The 16,883-nt window shown below is 31.8% G+C and carries 15 protein-coding genes; 7 read left to right on the top strand and 8 right to left on the bottom strand.

Annotated elements, in window-relative coordinates:
• The first annotated feature begins 6 nt into the window (after positions 1 to 6).
• From VCM48_RS13280 to VCM48_RS13300, 5 genes are all read left to right on the top strand, one after another.
• Positions 7 to 1,317, top strand: a complete 1,311-nt coding sequence (locus VCM48_RS13280) for a tetratricopeptide repeat protein (protein WP_274639196.1) — start codon at positions 7 to 9, stop codon at positions 1,315 to 1,317.
• A gap of 9 nt (positions 1,318 to 1,326) precedes the next feature.
• On the top strand, positions 1,327 to 1,899 hold the full coding sequence (lptC, locus tag VCM48_RS13285; RefSeq protein WP_482270814.1) for an LPS export ABC transporter periplasmic protein LptC: 573 nt from the start codon (positions 1,327 to 1,329) through the stop codon (positions 1,897 to 1,899).
• Entirely contained in the window at positions 1,899 to 2,096 is a 198-nt protein-coding gene (locus VCM48_RS13290; protein WP_330487512.1) for a hypothetical protein, read from the top strand. Before lptC ends, VCM48_RS13290 begins: the two co-directional genes overlap by 1 nt.
• Complete coding sequence (locus VCM48_RS13295; protein ID WP_482270815.1) at positions 2,096 to 3,388, top strand: hemolysin family protein; 1,293 nt, start codon at positions 2,096 to 2,098, stop codon at positions 3,386 to 3,388. Before VCM48_RS13290 ends, VCM48_RS13295 begins: the two co-directional genes overlap by 1 nt.
• A gap of 105 nt (positions 3,389 to 3,493) precedes the next feature.
• Positions 3,494 to 5,611: a peptidylprolyl isomerase gene (locus VCM48_RS13300; protein WP_482270816.1), complete on the top strand. Its 2,118-nt coding sequence runs from the start codon at positions 3,494 to 3,496 to the stop codon at positions 5,609 to 5,611.
• Between the two features lie 78 nt (positions 5,612 to 5,689).
• Here the strand turns inward: VCM48_RS13300 and VCM48_RS13305 are convergent, their stop codons facing one another.
• Positions 5,690 to 6,517 (bottom strand): hypothetical protein, encoded by an 828-nt coding sequence (locus VCM48_RS13305; RefSeq protein ID WP_482270817.1) that lies wholly within the window; start codon positions 6,515 to 6,517, stop codon positions 5,690 to 5,692.
• 147 nt (positions 6,518 to 6,664) lie between these two features.
• The gene (gene lpdA, locus VCM48_RS13310; RefSeq protein WP_482270818.1) at positions 6,665 to 8,065 is read right to left on the bottom strand and encodes a dihydrolipoyl dehydrogenase; all 1,401 of its coding nucleotides are present in this window, start codon (positions 8,063 to 8,065) and stop codon (positions 6,665 to 6,667) included.
• 97 nt (positions 8,066 to 8,162) lie between these two features.
• On the opposite strand from lpdA, the gene VCM48_RS13315 reads away from it, so the two are divergent.
• Positions 8,163 to 8,633: a heme-binding domain-containing protein gene (locus VCM48_RS13315; protein ID WP_482270819.1), complete on the top strand. Its 471-nt coding sequence runs from the start codon at positions 8,163 to 8,165 to the stop codon at positions 8,631 to 8,633.
• A gap of 4 nt (positions 8,634 to 8,637) precedes the next feature.
• Complete coding sequence (locus tag VCM48_RS13320; RefSeq protein ID WP_482270820.1) at positions 8,638 to 9,867, top strand: glycosyltransferase; 1,230 nt, start codon at positions 8,638 to 8,640, stop codon at positions 9,865 to 9,867.
• A 3-nt stretch (positions 9,868 to 9,870) separates the two neighbouring features.
• On the opposite strand, the gene VCM48_RS13325 is transcribed toward VCM48_RS13320, so the two are convergent.
• From VCM48_RS13325 to purE, 6 genes are all read right to left on the bottom strand, one after another.
• Entirely contained in the window at positions 9,871 to 10,344 is a 474-nt protein-coding gene (locus VCM48_RS13325) for a DUF4625 domain-containing protein (RefSeq protein WP_482270821.1), read from the bottom strand.
• A 55-nt stretch (positions 10,345 to 10,399) separates the two neighbouring features.
• On the bottom strand, positions 10,400 to 11,224 hold the full coding sequence (locus VCM48_RS13330; protein ID WP_482270822.1) for a hypothetical protein: 825 nt from the start codon (positions 11,222 to 11,224) through the stop codon (positions 10,400 to 10,402).
• A 19-nt stretch (positions 11,225 to 11,243) separates the two neighbouring features.
• Positions 11,244 to 13,604 carry a TonB-dependent receptor gene (locus VCM48_RS13335; RefSeq protein ID WP_482270823.1) on the bottom strand — a complete coding sequence of 787 codons (2,361 nt, stop codon included), beginning with the start codon at positions 13,602 to 13,604 and terminating at the stop codon, positions 11,244 to 11,246.
• 187 nt (positions 13,605 to 13,791) lie between these two features.
• Complete coding sequence (locus VCM48_RS13340) at positions 13,792 to 14,130, bottom strand: hypothetical protein (RefSeq protein WP_124589293.1); 339 nt, start codon at positions 14,128 to 14,130, stop codon at positions 13,792 to 13,794.
• 134 nt (positions 14,131 to 14,264) lie between these two features.
• A complete protein-coding gene (locus tag VCM48_RS13345; RefSeq protein ID WP_482270824.1) occupies positions 14,265 to 16,298 on the bottom strand; it encodes a M3 family metallopeptidase in 2,034 nt (677 codons plus the stop codon).
• An 81-nt stretch (positions 16,299 to 16,379) separates the two neighbouring features.
• The gene (gene purE / locus VCM48_RS13350; protein ID WP_099215934.1) at positions 16,380 to 16,859 is read right to left on the bottom strand and encodes a 5-(carboxyamino)imidazole ribonucleotide mutase; all 480 of its coding nucleotides are present in this window, start codon (positions 16,857 to 16,859) and stop codon (positions 16,380 to 16,382) included.
• Positions 16,860 to 16,883 lie beyond the last annotated feature (24 nt).

Below are 16,883 nucleotides of genomic sequence, written 5' to 3' on the forward strand. Positions count from 1 at the left end.
AGAACGATGAAAAAAATTACGTATTTACTAACAGGATTATTTTTGTTTGTAGCCGTAAATGGAGCGAAAGCGCAAGCAAGCCAAGAATGTCATATCAAGTATAACCTTTTTAAAGGAGATGCTACAACTAAGAAATATGCCCAAGCAAAACCTAATTTAGAGTACTTGTTAGATAATTGTGCTTCATTATCTATTAATATCTATAAATATGGAGCTAAAGTTGCTGAAAACTTGAAAGATCCTGTTTTAGCTAAGAAAGTATATGAAACAAGGTTGGCTAATTTTCCAGATAAAGACCCAGCAAAAGCACATAGTGATTATGCTGATTTTTTAATAGAAAATAAATTAGCTTCAGATGATGAAGTTTTTGAAATCTTAAAGAAGGCTTACGATATCTCTCCAAAAGATATGGGAGTAAAAAATATCTTTTTATACTTCCAAATGATATCGGATAAATATCAAGACTCTAATCCTCAAAAAGTTTTTGATACCTATGATGATGTAATGGAATCTGTAGAAGAAAAGTTAGAAGATTACAGTAAGAAGATTGCAAAATTACAGGAGAAAGATTCTGTAGGAACAATTACTTCTAGAGAGAAAAGAAACTTAAGAGCTTATACAATTAACTCAGGATTATTAGGTAAAGTTGAAGGAGGTTTAGATGCAAAAATCTCTAAGATAGCAACATGTGAAAGATTAATACCTATTTACTCTAGAGATTTCGAAGAAAACAAAACTGATGGTGTTTGGTTAAAAAGAGCAGTATCAAGAATGTATAATAAAGAATGTCAAACAGACCCTTTATTTGAAAAGTTAGCAAATGAGTATGCTAAGGTAACTCAGTCTGCAGATGCATATAACTTCTTAGCAGGAGTTTTAGCCAAAAATGGAGATAATGCTGGTGCAGCTAAAATGAGAAAGAAAGCGTTTGACTTAGAAACAGATCCGTTTAAAAAGGCTAAGTACAAGTTAAGAGAAGCTCAAAGTGCTGGAGGAAGTAGAGCTAGAGCTTTAGCTTACGAAGCATTAAAGTACAACCCTAATATGGGTAAAGCATATTTATTCATTGCAAGTTTATACCAAAGAAGTGCTAACTCTTGTGGTAGCGATGAGTTTGAAAAAAGAATGGTGTATGTAGCAGCTTTAAATAAGGCTTTAAAAGCTAAAAAAGTTGACCCAGGATGTGGAGCTGGAAGATATATTTCTAGTTACAAAAAGAATGTACCATCTAAAAAGTTAATTTTCCAAAAAGGAATGTCTTCAGGAGCTAGTTATAGAGTTGGATGTTGGATTGGAGAAACTGTTCGTGTACCTTAATAGAAGTTAATGCTTAAAAGAGCAAAACATATATACAATAGCATTGCTACCATTTTTTTGGTGGCAATGTTTTTTTCTTGTACCAATTCAAAAAAAGAGGTGCGAGATTTTTTGGCTGATAAAAATTTACCAGTAGGTTCGGCAATAAATATCTATCATGTTCATAAAGATTCAGGAAGAATAAGTTCAAAAACAAAAGCACCTGTTTTTTATGATTACTCTAATAGAAAAGAACACCCATATAGTGAGTTTCCTAAAGGAATTGAAATTGTAACAATTGATAAAACAGGGACAGACTCAACAACAATTTCAGGAAACTATGCTTTAACCTACAACAAAACAAAAGTATCTGAAATAAGAGGAAATGTGGTTATTACAAATCATACGAATCAAACAAAACTAGAAACTAATCAATTATTCTGGGACCAAAATGAACACTACTTTTTTACAGAAGATGGTTTTCGGTTTACAACTCCAGAATCTGAAATTAATGGCTTTGGATTTGAGTCGAGCGAAGATTTGAGTAAGTGGATAGCTAAAGATATTACAGGAGATATAGAAACAACACAAAAAGATATATAATGAACGCACTTTGGAAATATTTACAATACGGATACTTAATTATAGGAGTAATCTTTTTTGTTGAAGGAATTTTGAAATGGAATTCTGATAGACAAGAAGCGTTTATTATGTTTGGATTTGCTATCTTTATCATATTAATTTTCTTCTTTAAACGACATTTTAGAAGAAAAGTAGAAAAAAGAAACAAAGAACGTTAATGCAACCCGAACTCTTAATTATTCTTACTTCTATTTTATTTTCAGCCTTTTTTTCTGGTATGGAAATAGCTTTTATTTCAGCAAATAAACTTCACATAGAGTTAGAGAAAAAAGGGGATGGAATACTTTCTAAAATTCTAACCAAGTTAACTGAAAAATCTTCAAAGTTTATTACCACTATGCTAGTAGGTAATAATGTAGCTTTAGTAATTTATAGTTACTTCATGGGAGAGCTGTTGATGGGATGGTTCCAATCCTTTTTACCTTCAGACTATACAGTTGTAAATTATGTATTATCTGATATAAGCTTACTAACACAAACACTTATTTCAACAGTAATTATCTTGGTAACAGCTGAGTTTTTGCCTAAGGCTATCTTTAGAATTTATGCAAATGAAATGCTTAAGTTTTTTGCTATACCTGCTTATGTTTTTTATGTTGTTTTTTATGGAGTTACATGGGTAATTACTAAAATTTCAGATTTTTTCTTGCATGTTTTTTTCCGTACAAAAGAAGATGAAATTCAAACCGAATTTAGTAAAGAGGAGCTTGGAAACTATATTTCAGAACAATTAGATGCAGGAAATGATGAAGAACAGGTAGACTCTGAAATTCAAATATTCCAAAATGCTTTAGAGTTTCACAAGGTAAAATCTCGTGAAATTATGGTGCCTAGAACTGAAATTGTAGCGGTTGATTTACACGAGACAGTAAGTAATCTAAAAAAAATATTCATAACAACAGGTTTATCAAAAATTTTGGTTTATAAAAACTCGTTAGATGATATTTTAGGTTATGTAAATGCTTTTGAGCTTTTTAAGAAACCACGAACTATTAAGGCAATTTTGTTACCAGTAGAGTTTGTGCCAGAATCTATGATTATTAACGATGTACTTAATAATTTAATAAAAAAACGTAAAAGTATAGCCGTTGTAGTTGATGAATATGGTGGTACTTCAGGTATTATTACTGTTGAAGATATTGTTGAGGAATTATTTGGTGAAATTGAAGATGAACACGATACACAACAATTATTAGAAGAAAGAATCAGTGAAAATGAGTTTAATTTTTCAGCTCGTTTAGAAGTTGACTACCTTAATGAAGAGTATAACCTAGGCATTCCAAAGGAAGAAGCCTATGAAACAATTGGAGGTTTTATTTTAAACCATACTGAAACAATACCACTACAAGACGAGGTTTTATATATAGAAAACTTTCAAATTAAAATCTTAAAAGTAAGTGCAACCAAGATTGATGACATTTATTTTAAAGTAACTGGTAAAGAAGATTAATTTTCCTTCTTTTGCCTAGAACTCCCTCAAAAACAGCGTAAAAAAACATTGCATTATTTAATGTGAAATTGTATTTTCGCACACTGTTAATAAAATAAATTACGTATGGCAATTTTATCGAAAATTAGAGAACGCTCAATGTTCTTAATTCTTGTAATTGGTTTAGCACTTTTTGCTTTTGTATTAGACCCTTCTACAATATCAGACTTTTTTAGCGCAAGCAAAGTAAACGAAATAGGACAAGTTGATGGCGAAGCCATTTCTCGTCAAGAGTTTGCTGAAGCTCTAGATGCTTACAAAGCACAAACAGGAAATAATATGTCTGAGATGCAGGCTGCAAAAGCAGTATGGAATAACTTAATCCGTCAAAAAATATACAAAAAGCAATTAGAAGAAGCAGGAATCACAGTTGGGGATGCAGATATCTTAAATGCCTTATACGAAACTCCAGTAATTCAAAACGACGCTAGATTCCAAACTTCAGGGATTTTTGATAAAAATAAGTTAAAAGAGCACTTAGCTACCATTAAAGAAGAAAATGGACAAGAATGGGGTGCTTGGCAAAAATATATGGCTTCTATAAAAAGCAATATAGAAAAAACAACATACGATAACTTAGTTGCTGCTGGCTTAGGAGCTTCTTTAAAAGAGGGAGAATCTAAGTATTTCACTGAAAACACAAAAGTATCAGGCAAGTATGTATATGTACCATATACTACAATTGCAGATAGTTTAGTAACATTAAAGAAAAGTGATGTTCAAAATTATATAAACCAGCATCAAGACGCTTTTCAAGTAGAAGCTTCAAGAGATATTAACTTTGTAAAGTTTAATATAGAGCCTACTACAGAAGATGAAGAAGCTATTAAAGCTAACGTAGCAAAATTAATTGATGATTCAGTAATAAACAACACTCCTGTAAAAGGATTAAAAAATACTACAAACTATAGTGAGTTTTTAGAAGAAAACGAATCTGATTTAAGATTAGATAATAACTACAAGTTTAAAATTCAAGTCCCTCAAGTAATTGCCGAAGAAGTTTTCAATGGTAAAGAAGGAGATGTTTTTGGACCATATAAAGATGCAGGATTCTTTAAATTATCTAAAATTACAGAAGTAAAACAATTACCAGATTCTGCACAAGCAAGTCATATTTTAATTCCTTTTGTTGGTTCTGCAAGTGCTGATGCAACAGTTGTTCAAACTGAAGAAGAAGCTAAGAAGACTGCAGATAGTTTATTAGCTGTTGTTAAAGCTGATAAATCTAAGTTTGCAGATTTAGCTAAAGAAATGTCATCAGACCAAGGTTCTGCTGAAAAAGGTGGATTCTATGATTGGTTTGCTTATAATAGAATGGTACCATCATTCAGAGACTTTGTTTTTGAAGGAAAAGAAGGCGATATGGGAGTTGTAAAATCTCAATTCGGATTTCACGTAATTAAAATAGATGGTCAAAAGAACTTCCAACCAGTAGTAAAGTTAGCTACTTTTGGACGTAAGATAGAAGCTTCAGAAGAAACAGAAAATACAGTATTCCAAAATGCTGAAACATTAGCGTTAGAATTAGCAAATGGAAAAGATTTTGAAGAAGCTGTAAAAGAAAAGAACTTAACTTCTTTACCAGCGGTAGGATTAAAGTCTTTAGATGAAAATGTACCAGGTGTAGGTCGTGAAAGACAAATCATTACTTGGGCATTTGAAAAAGAAGTAAACGAAGGAGACTTTAAACGTTTTGATGTAGAAGGTGGATATGTAGTAGCTGTATTAACTGCAAAAACTGAAAAAGGATTAATGCCAGTAGACAAAGCAACTGCAAGTGTGCGCCCTATCTTAACAAACGAGCGTAAAGCAAAAATGATTGAAGATAAAGTTAGTGGTTCAACATTAGATGAAATTGCTAAATCAGTAAGTCAAACAGTTAGAACTGCTACAGATGTAAACTTACAATCACCAACAATTTCAGGTGTAGGTTTCGAACCAAAAGTAGTAGGAGCAATGATTAACGCAAAAGAGAACGAAATAGTTAAAAATGTAGTAGGAGATAAAGGGGTGTTTGCTTTTGTTGTTGAAAAGAAAGAATTACCAACAGCATTACCAAACTACGATACGTACAGAAAGCGTATTGCTAACGAAAGACAGAACAAAACCTTCCAGATGTATGAGGCGGTTAAAAAAGCGTCTGATATTGAAGATAACATGAGTTCTTTCTACGGAATTCAATAAGAAATAAAGTCATACAAATAAAAATCCTGAACTATTTAGTTCGGGATTTTTTATTATATTTTTAAAAGTATGAAAAGTTTATGTGTTGCCAGTATTTATTTTTAAAATACTTTTAAAATGTTTAATTTGACTATTAATTGTTGACATATCACCGTATTCTAAATAGGTAATAAGTTCGTTAAAATCTTTACAAGTTTCAAATGATTTTGAGTAGTCTTTTTTCACTATTAAATTTTCAATTTGCTTATTAATTATCTGAGAATTTTTAAAATTACCAACAATCCAATTTGTAGTAATCCAGTTTTTTGATAACCATCCACCATAATTTATTTGCTCGAAAGATTCACCAAAAAAAAGTGTACTTCCATTGAATAAGTGAGTATACCTGTTTATTTTATTAAACTGAGTAACATATTCTTTTACAAATGGCTTAATTTCGAACTGAATTACTAAACTATCCATTTTGCTATCCCCATTAATAAAGTTTGCTAGTTTTTTTGTTAATGTGTTTGTGTCTAATTCACCAGTTTCTAATTTACAACCTGCGTGTTTGGAAAAATACCTATATAAATTCTTTTTAGATTCAAACCAATTAACACCATAAATATCTTTAAAATCTATAGTTTTATCATGAAAAAGTTTTTCATAGTTAGAATCTGTGTATTTTATAAATTCATCATAAGCATCGTCATGTGGTCTTGTCCTAGATTCATTGCAGTTTTTACAAATGACTTTTTCAAACTTTAGAAAAGAATCTTTAAAGCTATTTATTTCGTGAGGCTCACCTCTATAGTATATTCCATTAATTTTTTTTCCATAAGTTCTTTTTAAATCTGAAGCTTTAAATTTATGCTCACCAGAGTCTGCTTTTTTATTACAAATCCAACATTTTGCTATTTCAGCCATGAGCTAATAGTTTAGGTATATAAACCCAGTTTAATGGTTTATATTTAACGTTAACGAAGTTAATTTAAAAAAGGTTAAGAATCAAACGAAAACAAAAAAGCAACCTCAAACGAGATTGCTTTTTTAAGTATATTTTAAAGCTTTTTATTAAGCATTTAATGGTTGTCCATCCCAAGCTGCTTTAGCTGCTTCTTTTACAGCTTCAGAGTATGTTGGGTGTCCATGACAAATACGAGCTAAATCTTCCGCAGAAGCTCTGTATTCCATCGCTACAGCTGCTTCCATAATTAAGTCAGCTACACGAGCACCTACCATATGAACTCCTAATACTTCATCTGTATTTTTATCAGCCAATACTTTTACAAATCCATCAGTATCTCCACTTGCACGAGAACGTCCTAATGCACGCATAGAGAATTTTCCAGACTTGTAATCAACACCAGCATCTTTTAATTCTTGTTCAGTTTTACCAACAGCCGCTACTTCTGGCCAAGTGTAAACAATACCAGGAATTAAGTTATAGTCGATGTGAGGTTTTTGTCCAGCTAAATATTCAGCTACAACCACACCTTCTTCTTCTGCTTTATGTGCTAACATAGCTCCACGAACTACATCACCAATAGCATAAATGTTAGAAACGTTCGTTTGTAAATGATCATTTACTTCAACCATTCCTCTTTCAGTAACTTTAACACCCGCTTTTTCTAAAGCTAATCCTTCAGTATACGGACGACGACCTACTGAAACTAAACAGTAATCACCAGTAAAAGTAACCTCTTCACCTTTTTTATTAGTAGCTTTTACCACAACTTCGTTACCATTTCTTTCAACAGAAGTTACACCGTGGCTAGCATTAATTTTCATACCTTGTTTCTTTAAAACCTTAGTAAGTTCTTTAGAAACATCTTTATCCATAGTTGGAGTAATTGTTGGAGCATACTCGATAACAGTTACATCAGCACCTAAACGCTTATAAACTGAACCTAACTCTAAACCAATAACACCACCACCAATAACTAATAAGTGCTTAGGAACTTCAGGAAGTTTTAAAGCTTCAGTAGAAGTTATTACACGCTCTTTATCAATAGTAATAAAAGGTAAAGAAGATGGTTTAGAACCAGTAGCTATTATAATGTTAGTACCTTCAATTACTTCTTCAGTACCATCATTTTTAGTGATTTTTACGTGAGTAGCATCTTCAAAAGAACCTAAACCTTCGTAAACCTCAATATTGTTTTTATCCATTAAATATTTGATACCTCCAGTAGTAGTTTCTACTACATTTGCTTTACGAGCTACCATTTTTCCGAAGTCAAAAGAAGGCTTCTCAACAGAGATACCATGCTCTTCGAAATGATTTACTGCATCATAGTAATGATGAGAAGAATCTAATAAAGCTTTTGAAGGAATACATCCAACATTTAAACAAGTTCCACCTAAAGTCGAGTATTTTTCGATAATAGCAACTTTAGAACCTAATTGAGCGGCTCTGATAGCAGCAATGTACCCTCCTGGACCAGAACCAATAACGATTAAATCGTATTTCATGAGTTGTGTTTTATTTTTTCATAAATAATGAAGCACAAAAATACAATTATTTGTCGATAAAATTAGTTTTCATATCTTTAAAACTTAAATTCGTTGTATGAAAATTTTCAAAAAAATTATAGGATTCTTATTAATACTATTGGTAATAGCGCAGTTTTTTCAACCAGAAAAAAATCAAGGAGAAATAACTACAGTTGAAGCTTTTATAAAAGAAACCAAACCAAATGATCAGGTGCACAAAATATTAAAAACAGCATGTTTTGATTGTCACAGTAATTCAACTCGTTATCCTTGGTATAGTAGTATTACACCAGTTAACTATTGGTTAGCTGACCACGTAAACCATGGAAAAGAAGAATTGAATTTTTCTGAATGGACTACTTATTCCTTAAAAAGAAAAGAACATAAAATGGAAGAAGTTTGGGAGGAAGTAGAAAAAGGAAAAATGCCATTAGATTCTTATACTTGGACACACGCTGATGCTCGTTTAACTAAAGAAGAAGTTGAGCAAGTAATTAACTGGGCTAAAAGTGTACAAGGAGATTACAAAATGCAGCTAGCGAACTAAATTAATGCAACAACTTTTAATAATTGGATATGTTTGGATAGAAAAAACTACAGGAGCTGGTAACCGAATGTTACAGTTACTTAATGTTTTTAAAGACCAAAACTATACCATTACTTTTGCAACACCTGCCCAAAAAACTGAAAACTCTTTAAACTTAGTAGAGTTAGGAGTTGAGGAGAAATCGATTGAATTAAATTCAAGTTCTTTTGATGATTTTATAAAAGAACAGCAACCAGATGTTGTGTTGTTCGATCGTTTTATGATGGAAGAACAATTTGGTTGGCGTGTAGCAGAATATTGCCCGAAAGCTTTACGAGTTTTAGATACAGAAGATTTACATTTTTTACGTAAAACACGTCATCAACAATTAAAAAAAAGAAAACAATTTTCTACAGAAGCATTATTGAAGTCGGATGAAGCAAAACGAGAAATCGCTGCTATTTTACGTTGTGATATGAGTTTGATTATTTCAACCTACGAAATGCAGTTATTGAAAGACGTTTTTAAAGTTGATGAATCTTTACTATATCATTTACCTTTTTTATTGAGTTCAATTGACGAAAAAGTAGTAAAAAAATGGAAGTCGTTTGAAGAACGAAAACATTTTGTATTTATAGGAAACTTTTTTCATGCTCCAAATGTCGATGCTGTTTTACAATTAAAAACAATTTGGAAAACGATAAGAAAGCAATTACCAGAGGCAGAATTGCATATCTACGGAGCCTATGCTACGCAGCAAATTCAGCAATTGCATAAACCAAAAGAAGGATTTATTATAAAAGGTTTTGCAGAAGATGCACTCGAAGTAGTTAAAAGTGCTAGAGTAGTGTTAGCGCCAATTCGTTTTGGAGCTGGGATTAAAGGGAAATTAACAGAAGCAATGGAATGTGGTACTCCAAGTGTTACTACTTCAATAGGTGCAGAAGGCATGCATGGAAATTTACCTTGGAACGGATTTATAGAAGATGATTTTGTGAAGTTTGCCAACAAAGCTATAGAGCTGTATACTTATGATATTCTTTGGAAAAAGTCTCAACAAAAAGGAATTGCAATTATCAATTCGATATATGATAAAGAAAAAATAGCTTTTTCTTTTGTAAACAAAATAAAAGAAATCCAAGAAAACCTTGAAACACATCGTACACAAAATTTTCTTGGAAGTTTGTTGCAACATCAAACCTTACAGGCTACAAAATTTATGAGCAAGTGGATTGAAGAAAAGAATAAGAAATAGAACTTATTTAATTTTAATATCTACTGAGGTTCTACTTTGCCATCCAGTAACATCAATTACAGAAATTTGACAATGGTAATCGCCAGAATCAATATCAGTAGGAATTGTAATGTTTTGCACTACCTCATATTCTTTACGATTGTTATCAATAGTATAGTTTTCCATAAAAATTAAAGGAGAAACAGGATCTTTTATAGGAGATAACTCACAACTAGAGCCTTGATCATCGTGTGTATGATGATCAAAATTATGATGAATGTCTATAGCGTAAGTAGCCAATGCAATGTTATCAGACACTTTTACGCGTATGGTATATTCTTTCCCTTTTTCTAATACAGTACACGACTTGGGAAAACCTTCGTTGTAATTTATGGTAATAGTTGGCTTTTCTGTATCTGGTTCTTCAGATTCACTACTACAACCTATATTTAATAAGATTAATAGAAGAAAAGCACTTGTTATTTTTAATAATTTCATAATAGTTTATTGTTACAAAAGACTACTTGAGAAACAAGTAGCCTTTTTGTTATAATTATTTAATTTCGATTGGAATAGACAATTTTACAGTTTCGCTTTCACCACTTTCTTTCGCATAGATGTTTAACCAGTAGCTTCCTACAGGAGCTCCAGAAATTAAATCGTAGTGATAATGTATGTGCGGGTTTTTAACTCCTTCATACAATTCTTTAGGTAAAACATTAATTACTTTATCCCACTTACCAACTTCAACATTTTGACCTTCTCTCCATTCTTTGAACCAAAATTCGTATTTAATTTCAGTAACAGTATTATTACCAGAAACATATTCAAATTCGGTATGTAACTCATCTTTTCCAAAGGCGATTGAGTTGTTATCACCAATTTCTAAGTCTTTAAATTTTTGAATAATGTGTAACTTTTTAGTAATGGCACTTTTAGTTCCGTCTTCATGTTCAACTGTAATTTTAAACTTATAAACTCCTTCAGCAGGTGTAAAAGAAGGAGTGTATTTGTTCTCTTCATCAAAATATACATGGTAATGTATATGAGGGTTTAATTGACCTTCATAACTATCAACAGGAACTAAATGATTCTTTAATTCCCAAATTAACTCACCTGTCTTGACTTTAGGAACATCAAAAGCTTCAACATCAAAATAAATTTTAGAAACCTTACTAGTTCCTTCGTAGTCAAATTCAATATGAACATCTACGTTTGATTGTGGTAAAACAAAATCAGAATTACCTAACTCCATGCTTTTAAAACGTTCTGTATTGATGTTTTCATCAAAAGTTTCTGGTATGTTATCTTCATCACTACAAGAAATAATTAAAAGGCTTACAAAAAATAAGATTGCTGTTTTAAATGTGTTTTTCATGATTAAAAAAATTAAATGATTAAAATGTTTGTATAATTGTTATTGAAAAGTTTCTTCCAGGCTCAGGAACTTCTATAAGTCTATAGAAACTCGTGTGGTCGAATACTTTGTTGTTTAAAATGTTATTTAACCTCCCTTGAATTTTAAGAGGTTGTTTTTTTGAGAAAAGATCTACACTCGTATGCAAACCAATATTTATTAAAGAATACCCTTCTGTCGTTTTTTCAGGGGGTACAATATTGTTTTGATCCGAAACCAATCGTATACTTGAGAATAGTTTAGTGCCGCCAAAAGTTAACCAAGGATTCAATGTATACTCAAGCGAAACAACTCCTGTTAACGGAGGAGAAAAAGGAAGTGTGAAGTTTTTCTTTTTTCCACTTAACTGCCTTGCTTTTACATATTCTAAAGAACCCGTAATCGATAATTTATCAGTAGGTTCATATTGAATCATAATTTCACCACCATATCTAAAAACACGACTTTGACTGTATTGGTACTTTTGAAGTGTTTCGTAATACTCAGGGGTTGGACTTAAATAAATATAATTATCAAAATAATTGACAAAAGGTGTGATTTGAATAGAGGCTTTATTATAATTTGCTTTAAATTCTCCATCTATTTGATAAGAACTTTCAGGCTCTAAATCAAGGTTTCCTTCTTCATATCGGTACATGTGATAATTTACTCCGTCTGAAGCCAATTCGTTTGCTAGTGGAATTCTAAAACTCTTACCTATATTTATTTTATATGATGTGCTTTTAAGTCCATAACTTAATCCAGCTGAAGCACTAAAACTTCCAAAAGTTAAATTCTTTCTTTCTGAACGCTGTAGTTGTTGCTGAGTAGTATTTCCGTTTTCGTCAGTAACAGGAGATAAAAACCATTCGTAATAGGGTTGTGTTTTTATTACGCCATAATCGTAGCGTACACCACCATCTAAATATAAATTGTTGTTGAGTTTTATTTGATCGTACACAAAAGCCCCAACTGTAAAACGAGTATATTCAGGAATAAGAAATCCCCAGCCATCAATAGTATTATCTTGATACTCTAAGTTTATACCCGTGGTAACTTTATGTTTTTCAAAATAGTGTAATTGACTTTTTGCATTAAGACTGTAAGTGTTCTTCTTAAACAAGCGTTCCATTGTAGATGACGGCTTGGGCATATAACCATGCGGAACAGGTTCTGAGTGTTCTTCACGATGATTATTTTGAAGCCCAAGCTCAACATCTAACGTGTAATTGGGGAATAGAAAACTGGTATTATTCGTTATTTTAAAATGATTGACTTTATGATGGGGTAAATCAATATCTCTATGGTCAGCATCGTACTCTATTTTAGAAGTTCTCACTTCAAGACCATGTGCATTAGCGAAAAAACCATTTTTAGAATTTACATTACTAAAAGAAGTTATAGAGCTAATATTATCTGATACATAACCTATAGAAACTCCAACATTATGATTGTATCCTGCTGTGTTACGTAAGTAATTTTTATGCAAGTCAAAAATGTAATTATCGTACGTGATTTTTTTGGTAGGAACTTTATAGTCGCCATAATCTTCATGAGTTATTCTAGCTTTGTAATACCAATGATTATAACGTTGTTTAACTCCCAAAGAAACTCCATAAAAATCGTTGTTACTTCTGTTAGTAAGGTTTAGTTCACCTGAAAAAGAATTAACATCAGGTAGTAAGTTATTTTTCAGGCTAATTACACCAGATATTGCATCAGAACCATAGAGCAGAGAAGCGGCTCCTTTAGTAACTTCAATATTATCAATATTATATTGGTCTATTTCTAAACCATGATCAGCTCCCCATTGTTGTGCTTCGTGTTTTATACCATTTTCAACAACAACAACTCTATTAAAACCTAAACCTCTAATAGTAGGTTTGGATTGACCAGAACCAATAGTAATTGTGCTAACCCCTGGAATATCTTTAAGGGTTTGCATTAAACTATTATCTCTATTTTTCTCTAAAAAACCAACATCAATTCTTTGTGTATTACTGGAGAACTTTGTTAGTGTTTTTTTAGGGTTTTGTGCAATAACCACCTCATTTAACACTGAATTGTCTTGTGTTAAAGGGATAATTATTACTGAGTTAGTAGGAGATATGTTTTTTTGATAAGTAACATACCCAACATGAGTAACAGTTAAGAGATACTCTTTGTTTAAAAGTTTGTAAAAACTACTATTTCCTTTAGTATTTGTGTACGCGTGCTTTGAACCAATACTCACGTGAGCATTGGGTAACTCACTTTGTGTTGTTCCATCAATTACCTTAATAGTAACAGAACTGGTATTCTGACTAAAAAGAATTGCATGAAACAATACACAAAATAAAGCACCTAAGCTTTGTTTTGTCATTGTAAACAGAATTTAAAAACGAATTGTGTTAGCCGAAATAGAAAAAATCGACTATTGATTAAATAAATTTAGAACACACGACTATAAATAGGAGTAAGTATATGTAATTACAGTGCAAAACCTAGTTTTAGGGTTACATAAATACACACTCTTATAAAAAGAGTATAAATGTTCTAAAAATAATATGTTACAAGTTTGTAGGAGGTCCTCTAAGCTTTCTATTCAGAGAGTGGTAAGAAGGTAAGATAATTGATTTGTAATTATCTATTATTGCCTTACTAGGAAGAATAGCTAAAGCTTGTGAGAAATTTTGTGTAGGTACATCAAATGAAGCAAAAGAAAAATAACAAATATCACAATGGTCGTTTACCGATTCGTGTAAGTGAGTAGATTTTTCTTTACAGTTATGATGGTGTGCTTCATTTTCATGATGATGGGCAGCTTTTATAAGAATAGGAAGCATAAGAAGAACCACCAAAGACAAAGAGGCGATTTTACTAAATATGCTATTTTTATTCAAGCTCATTTTTTATAACTGTAGGGAAACAAAAGTAAGGGCTGAGCAAACTTTTTATATGTGAAATTGTGTTAATTTTTTCTAAAAAAAATAGTCCCTTTCTTATAAAAAAGGACTATTTTAAATATTGAAATGTAATTGTATTAATTCTTGTCAATCAATCCAGCGCGTCTTAATAAAGCATCTGGTTTTGGCTCTCTTCCTCTAAAACGTTTGTATAATTCCATAGGCTCTTCTGTTCCTCCTTTAGATAATACATTGTTTTTAAATTTATCAGCAACCTCTTTGTTAAAAATACCTTCCTCTTTAAAATATTCAAAAGCATCAGCATCTAACACTTCTGCCCATTTGTAAGAGTAATATCCAGCTGAGTATCCGCCTTGAAAAATATGAGAAAAAGAAGTACTCATACAGTTTTCTGCTACATCAGGATATAATTTAGTTTCTGCAAAAGCATTCGTTTCAAATTCTTTAACATTAGTAATTGTTTCAGGAGAATCTCCAGAGTGCCAAGACATATCTAATAATCCGAAGCTTAATTGACGCAGGGTTTGCATTCCTTCATGGAAACTTGCAGATTCTTTAATTTTCTCAACATATTCCATAGGAATAACCTCACCTGTCTCATAATGTTTTGCAAATAACTCCAACGCTTCTTTTTCGTAACACCAGTTTTCTAAAACTTGGCTAGGTAACTCTACAAAATCCCAAGAAACAGAAGTCCCTGATAAGCTTTTATAAGTCGTATTGGCAAGCATTCCGTGTAAGGCGTGACCAAACTCGTGGAATAAGGTAGTAACCTCGTTAAAAGTTAATAAAGAAGGCTTAGTTTGCGTAGGTTTGGTAAAGTTACAAACGATAGATACTTGAGGTCTTTCGTTAGTATCGTTACTAATGTATTGTGATTTATAAGAAGTCATCCACGCACCATTACGTTTTCCTGGTCTTGGATGAAAATCTGCATAGAAATACGAAACAAAATTACCATCGGTATCTGTTACAGCATACGTTTTTACATCTTCATGATACTTGTCAATAGTGTCTATTTCTTCAAACTGTAAATTATACAATTTGTTAGCAACAGTAAACACACCATCAATTACATTTTCTAACTTAAAGTAAGGTTTTAGTAACTCTTGATCTAAGTTAAATAACTCTTTTTTTAGTTTTTCAGAATAGTAAGCACCGTCCCATTTTTGCAGTTGGTCAATTCCATCCAATTTTTTAGCATACGCTTCTAAGTTTTTAAACTCACGTTGTGCAGCAGGTTTGGCCTTTTCTAATAGCTCATTTAAAAACTCCATAACTTTTTCAGGAGTTTCAGCCATACGCTCTTCTAATACAAAATGAGCGTGGGTTTTATAACCTAATAGGTTAGCTCGTTTATGACGTAGGGTTACAATGTCTTTTACAACTTGTTCATTGTTATATTCATTTTGTTGAAATCCTTTTTTACCAAAAGCGATGGATAACTTTTTTCTCAATTCTCTATTATCAGCATAGGTCATAAAAGGAATATAACTTGGATAATCTAAGGTAATCATCCAACCCTCTTTACCTTTTGAATTGGCAAGTTCTTTAGCAGCTTCTTTAGCACTTTCTGGTAAGCCTGCTAAATCATCTTCATTGGTAATTAATAATTCAAAAGCATTGGTTTCAGCCAATACATGCTCTCCAAACTGTAATGATAATTTTGCTAACTCAGCATCAATTTTACGAAGCTCAGCTTTGTCAGCTTCATTTAAATTTGCTCCGTTACGCGCAAAACTTTTGTATTGCTTATCTAACAACATTTCTTGTTCAGGAGTCAGGTTTAAATCAGACAATTGATCGTATACGGTTTTTACACGTTTAAACAATTCTTCATTTAAAATCATGTCGTTTCTAAACTCACTTAACCAAGGCGAAATATCTTTCGCTATTTTTTGAATTTCTTCATTTGTTTCAGCAGAGTTTAAGTTGAAAAAGATAGAAGTAGCTCTATCTAACGTATTACCTGTATTATCTAAAGCAACCGTAGTGTTTTCAAAAGTAGGAGCTTCAGGATTCTCTACAATAGCATTAATTTCATTTGTTGCTATTTGTATAGCTTCCTTTATAGCAGGTTTATAATTTTCTTCTTTAATTTGAGAAAAAGGGGGCGTATTAAAATCTTGTAAAAGTGGATTTTTAGTCATGAAAATTTAGTTTAAAAAATTGAAGAAACCTCACAAATAAAAAATCTGTGAGGTCTTCAAGTTAATATTGTACTAAGGTACTTATTTTTTTACTCTTTCAGAAGCTTTTTCAACTTTCAGTTTTAAGCCTTCTTTATAAGCGATTATTTTGTCTAACACACATTTGTCAGAAGCTCCAATAATTTGAGCAGCTAAGATACCCGCATTTTTTGCTCCATCTAAAGCTACAGTAGCCACAGGAACACCTCCTGGCATTTGAAGAATAGATAAAACAGAATCCCAACCATCAATAGAGTTTCTACTTTTTACAGGAACTCCAATTACAGGTAACGGACTCATACTAGCTACCATTCCAGGTAAATGAGCAGCACCACCAGCACCAGCAACAATAACTTGTACACCACGCTTGTGTGCATTATTAGCATAATCGAATAATTTTTCAGGAGTTCTGTGTGCAGATACGATATCTACTTCTACTTGAATATCAAAACTCTCTAAAATATCAATTGCTTCTTGCATAATTGGAAGATCTGAATCGCTTCCCATGATAATTCCTACCATAAATTTATGTTTTTGTCATCTCGA

The organism is Tenacibaculum sp. DPLXC6, assembly GCF_056815515.1.

Excerpts from the sequence above, each read along its gene's own strand:
- VCM48_RS13280 (WP_274639196.1), top strand. The coding sequence starts at position 7 with ATGAAAAAAATTACGTATTTACTAACAGGATTATTTTTGTTTGTAGCC.
- lptC (WP_482270814.1), top strand. The coding sequence starts at position 1,327 with ATGCTTAAAAGAGCAAAACATATATACAATAGCATTGCTACCATTTTT.
- VCM48_RS13290 (WP_330487512.1), top strand. The coding sequence starts at position 1,899 with ATGAACGCACTTTGGAAATATTTACAATACGGATACTTAATTATAGGA.
- VCM48_RS13295 (WP_482270815.1), top strand. The coding sequence starts at position 2,096 with ATGCAACCCGAACTCTTAATTATTCTTACTTCTATTTTATTTTCAGCC.
- VCM48_RS13300 (WP_482270816.1), top strand. The coding sequence starts at position 3,494 with ATGGCAATTTTATCGAAAATTAGAGAACGCTCAATGTTCTTAATTCTT.
- VCM48_RS13305 (WP_482270817.1), bottom strand. The coding sequence starts at position 6,517 with ATGGCTGAAATAGCAAAATGTTGGATTTGTAATAAAAAAGCAGACTCT.
- lpdA (WP_482270818.1), bottom strand. The coding sequence starts at position 8,065 with ATGAAATACGATTTAATCGTTATTGGTTCTGGTCCAGGAGGGTACATT.
- VCM48_RS13315 (WP_482270819.1), top strand. The coding sequence starts at position 8,163 with ATGAAAATTTTCAAAAAAATTATAGGATTCTTATTAATACTATTGGTA.
- VCM48_RS13320 (WP_482270820.1), top strand. The coding sequence starts at position 8,638 with ATGCAACAACTTTTAATAATTGGATATGTTTGGATAGAAAAAACTACA.
- VCM48_RS13325 (WP_482270821.1), bottom strand. The coding sequence starts at position 10,344 with ATGAAATTATTAAAAATAACAAGTGCTTTTCTTCTATTAATCTTATTA.
- VCM48_RS13330 (WP_482270822.1), bottom strand. The coding sequence starts at position 11,224 with ATGAAAAACACATTTAAAACAGCAATCTTATTTTTTGTAAGCCTTTTA.
- VCM48_RS13335 (WP_482270823.1), bottom strand. The coding sequence starts at position 13,604 with ATGACAAAACAAAGCTTAGGTGCTTTATTTTGTGTATTGTTTCATGCA.
- VCM48_RS13340 (WP_124589293.1), bottom strand. The coding sequence starts at position 14,130 with ATGAGCTTGAATAAAAATAGCATATTTAGTAAAATCGCCTCTTTGTCT.
- VCM48_RS13345 (WP_482270824.1), bottom strand. The coding sequence starts at position 16,298 with ATGACTAAAAATCCACTTTTACAAGATTTTAATACGCCCCCTTTTTCT.
- purE (WP_099215934.1), bottom strand. The coding sequence starts at position 16,859 with ATGGTAGGAATTATCATGGGAAGCGATTCAGATCTTCCAATTATGCAA.